The organism is Shewanella sp. 10N.286.51.B8 (assembly GCF_041469325.1).
In the GTDB taxonomy this organism is placed as follows: Bacteria; Pseudomonadota; Gammaproteobacteria; order Enterobacterales; family Shewanellaceae; genus Shewanella.
Genome location: NZ_JBFRKG010000019.1, coordinates 28940 through 42114, shown reverse-complemented (window position 1 = coordinate 42114; position 13175 = coordinate 28940). Strand labels below are relative to the sequence as shown.

13 protein-coding genes are annotated in these 13175 nt (G+C 42.5%); all 13 read right to left on the bottom strand.

What is annotated here, in order from left to right:
• Window positions 1-175: 175 nt before the first annotated feature.
• Entirely contained in the window at window positions 176-802 is a 627-nt protein-coding gene (rnhB, locus tag AB4160_RS08995; protein ID WP_241900949.1) for a ribonuclease HII, read from the bottom strand.
• Between the two features lie 88 nt (window positions 803-890).
• The gene (lpxB, locus tag AB4160_RS08990) at window positions 891-2033 is read right to left on the bottom strand and encodes a lipid-A-disaccharide synthase (RefSeq protein ID WP_102476172.1); all 1143 of its coding nucleotides are present in this window, start codon (window positions 2031-2033) and stop codon (window positions 891-893) included.
• Between the two features lie 8 nt (window positions 2034-2041).
• Window positions 2042-2812 carry an acyl-ACP--UDP-N-acetylglucosamine O-acyltransferase gene (lpxA, locus tag AB4160_RS08985; RefSeq protein WP_102439644.1) on the bottom strand — a complete coding sequence of 257 codons (771 nt, stop codon included), beginning with the start codon at window positions 2810-2812 and terminating at the stop codon, window positions 2042-2044.
• Window positions 2809-3270: a 3-hydroxyacyl-ACP dehydratase FabZ gene (gene fabZ / locus AB4160_RS08980; RefSeq protein WP_076542894.1), complete on the bottom strand. Its 462-nt coding sequence runs from the start codon at window positions 3268-3270 to the stop codon at window positions 2809-2811. The genes lpxA and fabZ overlap by 4 nt, the downstream gene beginning before the upstream one ends.
• Before the next feature lie 35 nt (window positions 3271-3305).
• Window positions 3306-4325 (bottom strand): UDP-3-O-(3-hydroxymyristoyl)glucosamine N-acyltransferase, encoded by a 1020-nt coding sequence (gene lpxD / locus AB4160_RS08975; RefSeq protein WP_372004267.1) that lies wholly within the window; start codon window positions 4323-4325, stop codon window positions 3306-3308.
• Window positions 4325-4822, bottom strand: coding sequence for an OmpH family outer membrane protein (locus AB4160_RS08970; RefSeq protein WP_102439646.1), 498 nt, complete (start codon window positions 4820-4822; stop codon window positions 4325-4327). Before AB4160_RS08970 ends, lpxD begins: the two co-directional genes overlap by 1 nt.
• A 56-nt stretch (window positions 4823-4878) precedes the next feature.
• Window positions 4879-7362, bottom strand: coding sequence for an outer membrane protein assembly factor BamA (gene bamA / locus AB4160_RS08965; protein WP_102439647.1), 2484 nt, complete (start codon window positions 7360-7362; stop codon window positions 4879-4881).
• A gap of 30 nt (window positions 7363-7392) precedes the next feature.
• Complete coding sequence (gene rseP, locus AB4160_RS08960) at window positions 7393-8763, bottom strand: sigma E protease regulator RseP (RefSeq protein ID WP_372004265.1); 1371 nt, start codon at window positions 8761-8763, stop codon at window positions 7393-7395.
• 14 nt (window positions 8764-8777) lie between these two features.
• Window positions 8778-9968 (bottom strand): 1-deoxy-D-xylulose-5-phosphate reductoisomerase, encoded by a 1191-nt coding sequence (ispC, locus tag AB4160_RS08955; protein ID WP_102439649.1) that lies wholly within the window; start codon window positions 9966-9968, stop codon window positions 8778-8780.
• Window positions 9969-9972: 4 nt separating this feature from the next.
• Window positions 9973-10830 carry a phosphatidate cytidylyltransferase gene (locus AB4160_RS08950; RefSeq protein ID WP_102439650.1) on the bottom strand — a complete coding sequence of 286 codons (858 nt, stop codon included), beginning with the start codon at window positions 10828-10830 and terminating at the stop codon, window positions 9973-9975.
• Window positions 10831-10850: 20 nt separating this feature from the next.
• Window positions 10851-11675, bottom strand: a complete 825-nt coding sequence (locus tag AB4160_RS08945; RefSeq protein ID WP_102439651.1) for an isoprenyl transferase — start codon at window positions 11673-11675, stop codon at window positions 10851-10853.
• An 83-nt stretch (window positions 11676-11758) separates the two neighbouring features.
• Window positions 11759-12316 carry a ribosome recycling factor gene (gene frr / locus AB4160_RS08940; protein WP_076542902.1) on the bottom strand — a complete coding sequence of 186 codons (558 nt, stop codon included), beginning with the start codon at window positions 12314-12316 and terminating at the stop codon, window positions 11759-11761.
• A gap of 109 nt (window positions 12317-12425) precedes the next feature.
• The gene (pyrH, locus tag AB4160_RS08935; RefSeq protein WP_076542903.1) at window positions 12426-13163 is read right to left on the bottom strand and encodes a UMP kinase; all 738 of its coding nucleotides are present in this window, start codon (window positions 13161-13163) and stop codon (window positions 12426-12428) included.
• Window positions 13164-13175: the final 12 nt, after the last annotated feature.

The following is a 13175-nucleotide window of genomic DNA, read 5'->3' as shown; positions in this document are numbered from 1 at the left end:
TCTTTGAAATGCGTGATTAAAAGGAAAAAACTGCTAGCCAGATTAACAAACTAACCCCAAATTTAATAGAACAGATTAGGGCTATCATCGCTAAATAAGCCGATTAAACAGCGCCAATGCCGTAGGCAATACTTGGCGATGCTGTCTAATGCTATATTGTTATAACCAAAGCGGTTTAAGATTCAGATTTTGCCAGTACTGCCATGACTGGTTTAAAACTTTTGCGGTGTTCAGCTAATACCCCATGTTGTGCTAATGCTTCAAAATGGGCTTTAGTTGGGTAACCTTTATGATTGGCAAACCCATATTGTGGATATCTGGCATCAAGCTCAGCCATTTCCCTGTCGCGGGTTACCTTGGCAATAATCGATGCGGCGCTTATTGCTGCCACCAAGCCATCACCTTTGATAATGGCATGACTAACAATTCCAAACTCTGGACTACGATTCCCATCCACCAACACTCGCTCTGGGGTAATAGTTAAGCCTTGCACTGCCCGCTGCATAGCCAGCATGGTGGCATGGAGAATGTTAAGTTCATCAATCTCTAATGGGGATGCACGGCCGACACTAATGCATAAGGCTTTTTCACTGATTTCAGTAAATAGCAATTCACGGCGTTTTTCAGTTAATTTTTTTGAGTCATTTAAGCCTGATATCGGATTATTAGGGTCTAAAATAACTGCTGCGGTAACCACATCACCCACTAATGGGCCTCGGCCAACTTCATCAACACCCGCGACCACGCCGCGGCTAATGTATTCAACTTGTTCGGGGGTAATACCCTTTATTACTGCAGGAATACGACTCACAAATCACCTCTAAAATTGCCATAAAAAAACCTGCTTGAGCGAATAACATCACTCAATCAGGCTTTAAAAATTACTGATATTAATCGAGTAAGTTAATTACCGCGTCAGCAGCTCTATCGCTGGCATTGCAGCGTAAACTGCGATGAATTTGCTCAAACTCTTGCTTAAGCGGCGTAAAATCTGCATTTAACTGCTCAATCACTGCAGCTGAAATATTCTCAGGATTACACTCATCTTGAACAATTTCAGGAATAAGCTTTTTGCCCGCGAGCAAGTTTGGCAAAGAGTAATGCTCAACTAACATCATGCGTTTAGCAATTTTGTAAGTCAGCGCATTAACCCGATAAGACATCACCATAGGCCTTTTAACCAGCATGGCTTCAAGTGCTGCAGTGCCTGATGCTAGTAAAATAGCGTCAGCTGCGGCCATGACTTCCCTTGATTGCCCTTCAATTAAATCGATAACCAAATCTGGTGCATACAGCTCAAGGGCGGCAATAAACTGCTCCTTACGGGCCTTATTAACCAGTGGCGTGACAAACTTAATATCTGGATAAGCTTGCTTAACAATCAGCGCCGCTTTAATAAAAGGTTCAGCTAACTGTTTTAGCTCACCACCGCGAGATCCAGGCAAAATGGCTAAATATTCTGCATTAGGGTCTAAACCCAGCAGTTTACGGGCAGCTAACTTATCGCTTTCAAGCGGAATATCATCCGCTAAAGTATGACCGACAAAGGTACATGGCACCTGATGTTTGTCATAAAACGCTTTTTCAAAAGGTAATAACGACAACACCATATTGGTGGCTTTTTCGATTTTGAAAATACGTTTTGGACGCCAAGCCCAGACCGACGGACTCACATAATGGACCGTTTTTATGCCTTTATTTTTTAACTTGAGTTCAACCCCAAGGTTAAAATCTGGCGCATCAATACCAATAAAGCAATCAGGTTTTGCTGCACAAATTTGCTCAATCAAACTGGCGCGCACTTTAAGTAAACGCGGCAGCCTTGCTAACACTTCAACAATCCCCATAACGGCAAGCTCTTCAAACGAAAAAAAGCTCTCGAAACCAAGAGCCTCCATTTGAGGACCACCAATGCCAATAAAGCGCGCATCTGGGTAGTGATTTTGTAGCGACTTAATTAAGCCTGCGCCTAAAATATCGCCGGAGATTTCTCCGGCGACCATAGCAAATATACGAGGGGTATTATTTGTCATTATCAATACTATCGAATGATCCCGCGAGATGAACCATTAATGAATTCAACCATGCCTTTAACGTATTCATCGGCTTCAGCGTCTTCAGTAATTTCAGCTAATGCTTCTTCAATCGTTAAATTTTTACGATATAGCGATTTATAGGTACGACGAATAGCATGTTGGGTTTCTTTAGTGAAACCTCGGCGCTTCAAACCTTCAACGTTCAGACCTCTTGGGATAGCTGGGCTACCGGCTGCCATCACAAATGGCGGCACATCTTGAAAGATGGTTGAAGAGCCTGCAGTAAACGCATGGGCACCAATATGTACAAACTGATGTACACCAGTCATGCCACCTAAAATAGCCCAATCACCAACATGTACATGGCCTGCAATAGAAGCATTATTTGCCATGATAATATTGTCACCTAACACACAGTCATGAGCGATATGCACATAAGCCATAAGTAGGTTATTTGAACCTATACGGGTTTCACTATTATCTTGAATGGTACCACGGTGAATAGTCACGTTTTCACGAATGATATTATTATCACCCATGATTAAAGTTGTTGGCTCACCAGCATATTTCTTATCTTGGCATTCTTCGCCAATTGAAGAAAACTGGAAGAAACGATTGCCTTTACCAATGACACTTGGGCCTTTGATAACGACATGTGAACTAACCCAAGTATCGTCGCCAATTTCAACGTCAGCGCCAATATAACTCCAAGGGCCAATCGTGACATTGTTACCAATTTTTGCGTCTGGGTGAACGAATGCTAACTTATCAATCACTTGTTGATCTCTCTGCGTGCACACATGATTTCGGCTGAACAGGCTAGCTCGCCATCGACGAATGCTTGTCCTTCAAATACACCAATTCCTCGGCGCTCTTTAATCATTTTAACGTGGAAATGAATCTGATCACCTGGAGATACCACCCGCTTAAAACGTGCTTTATCAATACCAGCAAGTAAATATAAGACATCTGGTGATGGATCTGGACTCATGGTTTTAAATGCAAGCAAACCTGTTGCTTGGGCCATCGCTTCAATGATTAATACACCAGGCATTACTGGTTTAACTGGGAAGTGACCTTGGAAAAAAGGCTCATTAAAGGTGACATTTTTAATCGCATGTAAAGACTCACCTACGGTGTAATCTAGAACACGGTCAACTAACAAAAAAGGGTATCTATGAGGAAGATACTGAAGGATCTCTTCAATATCCATGGTATTTAATTGGTTTGACACGCTAATTCCTCGCAATGGCAATCATGCCATGACTTCTAATCTTGTATTTTCTTTTCAATCACTTTGACGCGATTAAATAATTCATCTAAATGACGGAAACGAACAGTATTGCGACGCCATGATTTGTTATCCATTGCAATTGTAGCAGATGAATACAAACCTGGTTTACGAATTTCGCTTGTCACATTGGTGCTGCCAGAGACATGGGTGCCGTCTGCAACCTTCAAATGGCCTGCGATACCGCTACCGCCACCAATAATACAGTACTTACCAAGAGTCGCACTACCGGCTAGGAATGAGGTTCCTGCAATAGCGGTATTTTGGCCGACAACACAATTATGGGCAATTTGAACTTGGTTATCGATGATAACGCCATCATGAATTTCTGTATGAGATAAAGCACCACGATCTACTGTGGTATTGGCGCCAATTTCTACATTATCGCCAATTCTTACACCACCAGTTTGTGGGATTTTGATCCAGTTACCGCGCTCGTTCGCATAGCCAAAGCCATCAGAACCAATCACGCAACCAGAATGAAAAATACATTGCAGACCAACAATCACATCATGATAAAAAGTCACATTGGCTTTTAAAATACAGCCAGAACCTATGATAGATTGCTCGCCAATAACACTACCTGCAGCAATTTGTACGTCATTACCAATAATGACATTGGCATCGATGACAACATTAGCCCCTATAGCGACATTCTCGCCCAGTTGCGCTGAGGCATCGATTTGTGCCGAGGGGTGGATACCTTTGGTAACTTTTGGGGTGGTATCTAAAAGTTGTGCTACCCGTGCAAAGCCCACGTATGGGTCTTTTAACACTAAAGCATTGCCGCTGTAATCTTCGGCATCTTTTTCACTCAATAACACCGCACCCGCTTGAGAGGTCTCAAGCTGGGCACGATATTTACTATTGGCTAAAAAAGAAAGTTGATCTGAGGCGGCATCTTCTAGGGTCGCAACACTGGTGATCACCAAAGTGTCGTCGCCTTTAACAGATGCGCCTAATAGCTGACCAAGCTCTTTTAAAGTCACGGTTTTCATTAGTTGCCTTTACTTAACGCTTGAACAACTTTATCACTGATATCAGCATCTGGCTTAACGTAGATAACTGCACCACGTTGCAATACGATGTCATAAGACTCTTTTGCAGCAATAGTATTAATCGCTTCTTGTACTTTAACTAAAAGCTTGTTTTGCTCTTCACCTTGACGACGACGCATATCTTCATCAAGTGCTTTGCCTTTTAATTGGAAATCAGACTTTAGTGATTCCATTTCACGTCCAAGCTCAGTTTTTTGACTTTCGCTCATTAACGCGCCATCACGTTGTTGCTTTTCAACTAATGTACGCATTTGTTCTTGCATTTTTTGTACGTCAGCAACTCGATCACCAAACTCAGTTTTTAGTGACTGTGAAATTTGTTCACGTTGAGGCAGTTGCTCAAATACTTCGCCCATATCAACCACAGCAATTTTTTCAGCATGTGCCATCATAGGTGCACTTAAAAATGCCATTGTTACTAACGCGCGATTTAACATCTTTTTCAAAATAGACTCCTTGTTATTATCAGCAAAACTTGCTGAGTGTATTTGTTTTAGAACGTTTTGCCAATGTTGAACGAAAATATCTCTGTTTCATCATCTTCGTACTCTTTAATCGGCCAAGCCAAGCTAAACACCATAGGTCCCATTGGTGATAACCATTGGACGCTCATACCCCAAGAGGCACGGATCCGACCTGGGTCGCTATAATCTTCCAGTTTGTCAAACTCATCCGCTGGAAGGTATCTATACGAGTCATAATCAAACTCGGTATCCCATACGTTACCAGCATCAACAAAGAAACTAGTACGTACTGAATTAGAATAAGCCTCATCCAAGAAAGGCGTTGGAACAATCATTTCCACACTGGCAGTCGCAATGGCATTACCACCAATAGAACGACCAGAACTCACTTGAATTCGGTTAGGATCACCTGGCAGTGTACAGCCGTCACCTGATGGATCTGGCGCACATGGCTCACTACCACGATATAAATAGAACGAACGAGGGCCGACAGAATTAGACTTAAAGCCACGTAATGAGCTACTACCACCTGAGTAATAGTTTTCCCAGAAAGGCAAAATTTGATCATTATCATTAAACTTACCATAACCATTGGCATAACCTAAGCGCGCTCGCGTTAGTAACACAAAGCTGTGGTTACGGGTTAATGGTAAGTAAAAGTTGGTATCAAAGTCAGTTTTAAAATACTGCAGATCCGACCCTGGAATGGTTGCTTTCGCACTTAGGCGCTGCGATGAACCATCTGTTGGGAAGGTGCCGCGGTTTAATGTACTGCGATACCAACCACCATTTATCTCAAAGTTATCAAAGGCTAAATCAGAATTCGGGTCATCAGACTCACGGTAAACATTATAGAAACGTAATGCTTGTTCGTAAGCAGAGATTTCTGAAATCGCGTTATGACGATAGCCGATACCACCATTTAAACGGTTATTTTCGTTTATCGGGAAGCCTGAGTTTACCGCGATGCCATAAGATTTATTCTTATAACGCTCAAGGTTAGCCTCGTTTGCATCAAACTCGTTCCAGAAGATACTGCCGCCTAAGCTCACACCATCTTTAGTAAAGTACGGGTCAGTGTAAGAGAAGTTAACGTTCTTAGAATACTTATTGGTATTTAAGTTAATACCCGCTTGGTTACCCGTACCTAAGAAGTTACTTTGCTGTACACCAAACTGCAGACTTAAGCCTGATTCAGTACCATAACCCACACCGGCGTTAAATGAACCAGATGGCTGTTCTTTCACATTGAAAGCCACATCCACTAAGTCATCACTGCCAGGTACTTGTACGGTTTCAGTATCAACTGTTTCAAAGTAACCTAAACGGTTTAACAATACTTTTGACTGCTCAACTTGAGCTGAGTTTAACCACGCACCTTCCATTTGACGTAGTTCACGACGCATTACTTCATCTTTAGTAACTGTGTTACCGCTGAAGTTAATTGAGCGCACGTAAACACGTTTACCAGGGTTAACATTAATGTTTAATGCAACCTCTTTGGTTTCGTCATTAATTTCTGGATAGGTTTTTACTTCAGGATAAGCATAACCAAAACGGCCTAAATACTTGCTGTACATTTCTTCGGTGAAGGTAACATCACCACCGTTGTACATATCGCCTTCTTTGATCGGCAAGATAGCCTTCATCAACTCTTCACGGCCCATTAAATCACCGGTTAAGTTAACTTCAGAGACCTCGTACTTATCACCTTCATCAACATTGATGGTGATGTACAAGCCTTTTCTATCAGGGGTCATTGCCACTTGGGTTGATGTTACCGCAAAGCGAATATAACCTTGGTTGTGATAGTAGGTTTTTACCGTTTCTAAATCAGCTTCAAGCTTTTGCTTTTGATAACGGCGCTCACCAAATAAGTCCCACCAAGCAACGTAATCTTTAAGCTCAAGTAAACCAATTAATTCAGAATCTGAAAAAACGGTATTACCCACTACGTTAATTTGGCGAATTTCAGCCGCTAAGCCTTCAGTGAAGTTAAATTTAAGTTCAACACGGTTACGAGGTAAGTTAATGACTTCTGCTTCAACTTTCGCGCCGTATTTACCCACACCGTAATAGAAATCTTGCAGGCCTTTTTCGATGCCTGACAACATGGTTCTATCAAGTGACTCACCGATTTTAATACCAGAGCCGTCTAAGCTTTCTTGTAACTGCTCATCTTTAATATCTTTGTTACCTTCAAAGGTAACAGCACTGATAGTGGCACGCTCTTTAACGGAAACAAGCAATACGCCATCTTCATGGCTAACACTGATGGTTTCGAAGTTGGTTGAGGCATACAAGCTTTTAATGGCTTGCTGTAATTTTACTTGGTCTACCGTATCGCCCACTTTAACGGGCAGGTTTAGCAAGGCAGCACCAAGTGCGACTCGCTGTAAACCATCAATCTGGATGTCGGTCACTTCAAATGGTTGGAAAGTTTCCGCCATACCATTGCCTGAAAATGACGCGCCGACTAAAATCATCGAGGCAAAAAGTTTATTCAATCTCATAGAGCACTTCTAATTATTTGTGTTCCCTGCTCAGAGTCTGGAAAAATCATTAAAGAGTGCAACACTCATCAACAATAACAGCATCGCTGCGCCAAACCTGAATCCTATGTCCTGTACCTTCTCCGGTACAGGCTTACCCGTAATCACTTCGATAAAGTAATACAGCAAGTGTCCCCCATCGAGCACTGGCAAAGGCATTAAATTAATGATGCCTAAGTTCACACTGATGAGTGCGATAAACCCAAGAAAGTACACAAATCCATAGTCTGCACTGGTACCAGCACCTTGAGCTATAGAAATAGGACCACTTAAGTTTTTCACCGACACATCGCCGGTAAACAGTTTTCCAATCATCTTAAAGCTGACAACCACCAGTTGCCATGTTTTATCAGCGGCTGCTGTGAAGGAATCTACTATGCCATACTCAAGCTGGAAGCGCATACTTTCCGGCCAATCAATTTGAGTAGGACTTACCCCGACCATGCCAATCACTTGGCCTGCAGCATTGGTTTGTGCTTGCGGGGTGACATTAAGGGTTAATGCTTGATTATCACGTAATATTTTTAGCTGCACCGTTTTATCGGCAGACTTTTGTATCACATCTACAAACGCATTCCAATCGCGGTATGGTTTACCATTGATGGCAGTAATTTCATCGCCAACCTGCATACCAGCATATTCTGCCGCGCTACCTTTGGTGATCAAGGCTATTATAGGTTCAATGGCTGGGCGATAAATACCTAAACCAATTGCACTAATTGGCGATTCTTTATCGGGGTCAAATGTCCATTGGCTAATATCAAGCGTATGGGATTGACCAATCTGGGCATCTGTGACGGCCGCATTAAGCGGTGTAAGACTGATCTCTAACGAATCGCCGCCAATATGACTCACTAACGCTAAATTAACTTCTTCCCAGTTTCTGACTTTTTGACCAGATACCGATAAAATTTGCATTGGCTCTTTAATGCTTATCTGCGCCGCAGGAGTATTGGCTTTGGTGGTATCAATAACAGGCTTGAAAGAAGGTACGCCAATGATGTACATAAGGTATAAGGCAACAATGGCGAACAAAAAGTTGGCCATGGGCCCGGCTGCCACAACCACAATACGCTGCCAAACGGTTTTTCGATTAAAAGCTTGGTCGAGTAATTCCTCTGGGACTTCTTCTACTCGCTCATCAAGCATTTTGACATAACCGCCAAGCGGGATCATCGCCACAACGTACTCAGTGCCGTCTTTACCAACCTTGCGCCAAATGGCTTTACCAAAGCCAATAGAAAAACGTTCGACTTTTATGCCGCAACGGCGTGCAACCCAAAAATGTCCGTATTCATGAACTGTAATCAAAATACCTAATGCGACAATAAATGACCCTAGGTTCCATAAAAAATCTAACATTGTTCTCCTAAGAACTAGTTAATTGATTTAATTGCTTCATGAGCAATTGCACGTGCTTGTGCATCTAACTGTACAATATCTTCAATCGTCGATAACGACGACTGCGGCACTTTTAATAAACACGCTTCATTAACTTTAGCGATGTCAGTGAACTTGATTTGTTCAGCTAAAAAGGCTGCTACGGCAATTTCGTTAGCGGCGTTAAGTACTGTTGTCGCCTCTTGCCCTTGCTCACAAGCCTGCATTGCTAAGCCTAAACATGGGAAACGATTGAAGTCAGGTTCACAGAAGCTCAATTCTCGGACTTTGAAAAAGTCCAAAGGTTCAACTCCAGCGTTAATTCTTTCAGGAAAAGACATACAATGGGCAATAGGTGTACGCATATCTGGGTTACCCATTTGTGCGAGCACTGAACCATCTCGATATTGCACCATAGAGTGAATCACACTTTGCGGGTGAATAACCACTTTCAATTGCTCAGCCTTAGTATTGAATAACCAGCGCGCTTCAATAAACTCAAGACCCTTGTTCATCATGGTGGCTGAATCGACTGAAATTTTAGGTCCCATTGACCAATTAGGGTGATTACACGCTTGTGCTGGCGTCATGGATTGAAGCGCGGCTAAATCGGCGGTTAAAAATGGGCCACCAGAGCCTGTCAGTAAAATATGCGAAATACCAGATGCGGTTAAATCACAGTGCCCAAGGTTGGCTTGAATATCGGCAGGTAAGCACTGAAAAATAGCATTATGCTCACTATCGACCGGCAGTAGGGTCGCGCCACTTTGCACTGTAGCCTGCATAAACAATTCGCCAGACATGACTAAGGCTTCTTTATTTGCCAGCAATACCCGTTTGCCCGCTTTAACTGCGGCAAAGGTTGAAACAAGACCTGCTGCGCCGACAATCGCGGCCATAACCGTATCAACTTCAGAAGCCGTGACAAGACCTAATAACGCATCCTCACCTGTTGTCACCTTAGTGGCAATATTAGCAGGTATACGCTGCTGCAGCGCCTTAGCTGCAGATTCATCGACCATATGTGCATATACTGGTTTATGCTCGATACATAATGACAACATTTTATCGACGCTGGCATTGGCAACGAGACCATAAACCGCATATTGCTGTGGGTTTTGGCTAATAACACTTAACGTACTTGACCCAATGGAGCCAGTAGCGCCTAAAATGACCATATTTTGCATTGTATTAAATCCAGAATGCGATGTAGATAAGAGTGAAGATCGGTAGTGCAGCCGTTAAACTGTCCATTCTATCGAGTACTCCACCATGGCCTGGTAAAATAGTACCTGAATCTTTTATATCAGCAGCACGTTTAAACATGCTTTCAGATAAATCACCAAAGGCTGAAGCTAAAGCGGTTATCAGCGTAACGGTAATCACTAAAGCTAATTCTTGTTCTGGTGAGTAATACATCACCCCACATGCGACGACCAAGGTTGCTAATAAGCCACCAATCAAACCTTCAAGGGTTTTATTAGGGCTAACATTGGGCATCAATTTATGCTTACCAAATGCGCGACCAGCAAAATAAGCACCTGTATCAGCGGCCCAAACAACTAACATGACTAAAAAGACTAAGGTGCCGCCAAAATAAGGGTCAACATTACTGCTGATTGATTTGAGCGTAATGAGGGCAACAAAACAGGGAATAAGTGTTAGCTGACCAAACATCGACTTCAGCATTGGGCTGTTTTTCCATATGCTGTCAGTTTTAGGAAATGAAATAACTAAAAGTGCGCTTAAAAACCACCAAAAAGCACCAATAGCAATAATAGAGACAAAAATAGGGTGTAATTGGCCTTTAAGCCACATTGCATCCACAGGTACGATAAAGTTTAACGCTAATAAAATAACGGTGACTGTGACGGTAAATGTCCACTGGGTCACTTTACACTCAGGGTCAATAAAGCTGCCCCACTCTTTTGCGCCGATCATGAATACCGGCACCAAAACCCAAGCAAAATACTCTGCAGGCAGAAAGAAAATGGCCCCTATAACGAGAGGAAGTAACCATAATACTGTTATAATTCTTTGTTTTAACAAAAGTTTAGCCTCTTAATTCTTTATATAGCGCGAATTTCTTCGATTTGACTGCCTGTCAAACCAAAGCGGCGCTGTCTACTGGCAAATACAGCAAGGGCATCTTTAAACGCTTGCTCATTGAAATCTGGCCATAAGGTGTCAGTAAAGACTAACTCCGCATATGCAGCCTGCCATAAAATAAAATTACTGATGCGGTAATCACCGCCTGTCCGGATCATCAAATCAACTTCATTTTGTCCGTGCATGCACAGTTGTTGATTTAATAAATCTTCAGTTAACTCATCGGATGCTAAATCACCTTGGGCGACTTTATCCGCTAACTTTTGTGTCGCTTGTAAAATATCCCAGCGGCCACCATAGTTAGCAGCAACATTAAGCACTAAACCAGTATTGCCTGCCGTTTTTTGTTGTGCTTCATGGATCTGTTTTTGTAAACGTGCAGAAAAGCGGCTGATATCACCGATAATATTTAAACGCACTTGATTATTATGCAGTAGTTTGATTTCGCGCTGTAATACAGTGAAAAACAATTCCATCAGCAAACTGACTTCTTTATCAGGACGACGCCAATTTTCACTGGAAAAAGCAAACAAGGTTAACGACTCGATTTGTAACTGGCTCGCCACACTGACAGCCCGACGCACGGCCTTTACACCGGCCTTGTGGCCGAACACTCTTGGTTTACCTTGTTGCTGAGCCCAGCGGCCATTGCCATCCATAATGATGGCAACATGTTTAGGCAACGACTGTTTAACCACATCAGATAATTGCCCAGGCAATTGCTCTGATGAATCAATATCGGTATCTAATTGTGTTTCTGGCTCAAATCCAACAGTGGATGACATCTATTACAACCCTTTCAAATAGACAAACGCCGTGTAGTATAACCTTACACGGCGCTTCAACTCTAGCTTTGCTATGAGGAGAATTAGACTTCCATCAATTCTTTTTCTTTAACAGCTAAAATTCCATCAATATTCTTGATGCTAGCATCGGTGAACTTCTGAATTTCATCTTCGCTACGGCGAACATCATCTTCAGTACACTCTTTTGCTTTCTCAAGCTTTTTAATTTCGCTGATAGCATCACGGCGAACGTTACGGACTGCAACACGGCCATTTTCAGCTTCACCACGAACCACTTTGATGAAATCTTTACGACGCTCTTCAGTCAATGCTGGTAATGGAATACGCATTGAGTTGCCGGCAGTCATTGGATTTAAGCCTAAATCAGAGCTCATAATCGCTTTTTCTACAGCTTGCACCATAGTAGCATCAAATACAGTTACATTTAGCGTACGTGAGTCTTCGATACCAATATTAGCAACTTGCTTAAGTGGTGTCATAGAACCGTAGTAAGAAACCTGAATTGAATCAAGTAAACTTGGGTGAGCACGGCCGGTACGCACTTTGGCCATTTGGTTTTTAGTTGCTTCAACACATTTGCTCATACGTTCTTGAGCATCTTCTTTAATTGTATTAATCACGTTAAATATCCTTTTGGTCACAAACACTTAATACCTGAACGGCACCTTGATAATGGTACACGGGTTGCCCTATGTCGATACCCGTTCAAGTTAAATTTCTAAGCCTGATTTAGCTTGATTTTTTAGCGCTAATATACGTGCCTTCTTCTTCACCCATGATAACACGGCGCAATGCACCTGGCTTATTCATGTTGAATACTAATATTGGCATGTTGTGGTCACGGGCTAGCGTAAATGCTGCTAAGTCCATTACCTTAAATTCGTTTTCTAACACTTCGTTGAAGCACAGGGTGTCGTATTTAACCGCTTCTGGATCCTTCATTGGATCAGCTGAATAAACACCATCAACTTTAGTGCCTTTAAGTACAACTTCAGCTTCAATTTCAATGCCGCGTAAGCAGGCTGCTGAATCGGTTGTACAGAATGGATTACCGGTACCCGCTGCAAAAATCACAACACGACCCGATTTTAATAAACTGATTGCTTCAGCCCAGTTGTAGTCATCACACACACCTTTTAAAGGAATGGCTGACATCAAACGTGCATTTACATAGGCACGGTGCAGTGCATCACGCATTGCAAGGCCGTTCATTACGGTTGCTAACATGCCCATATGATCGCCAACAACACGATTCATACCAGCTTGCGCTAAGCCTTCACCACGGAATAGATTACCACCACCAATTACAACCCCAACTTGAATACCTAACTCAACCAGTTCTTTGACTTCTTGAGCCATACGATCAAGTACTTTAGGGTCAATACCGAAGCCTTCTTCGCCCATCAAGGCTTCACCACTTAATTTTAAAAGAACGCGTCTAAATGCAGGTTTTGGATTGGTGCTCATAACTTTTTCCTA

Coding starts and splice junctions, on each gene's coding strand:
- lpxB (WP_102476172.1), bottom strand. CDS start 2,033: ATGACAAATAATACCCCTCGTATATTTGCTATGGTCGCCGGAGAAATC.
- lpxD (WP_372004267.1), bottom strand. CDS start 4,325: ATGAAAACCGTGACTTTAAAAGAGCTTGGTCAGCTATTAGGCGCATCT.
- AB4160_RS08970 (WP_102439646.1), bottom strand. CDS start 4,822: ATGTTAAATCGCGCGTTAGTAACAATGGCATTTTTAAGTGCACCTATG.
- bamA (WP_102439647.1), bottom strand. CDS start 7,362: ATGAGATTGAATAAACTTTTTGCCTCGATGATTTTAGTCGGCGCGTCA.
- rseP (WP_372004265.1), bottom strand. CDS start 8,763: ATGTTAGATTTTTTATGGAACCTAGGGTCATTTATTGTCGCATTAGGT.
- ispC (WP_102439649.1), bottom strand. CDS start 9,968: ATGCAAAATATGGTCATTTTAGGCGCTACTGGCTCCATTGGGTCAAGT.
- AB4160_RS08945 (WP_102439651.1), bottom strand. CDS start 11,675: ATGTCATCCACTGTTGGATTTGAGCCAGAAACACAATTAGATACCGAT.
- pyrH (WP_076542903.1), bottom strand. CDS start 13,163: ATGAGCACCAATCCAAAACCTGCATTTAGACGCGTTCTTTTAAAATTA.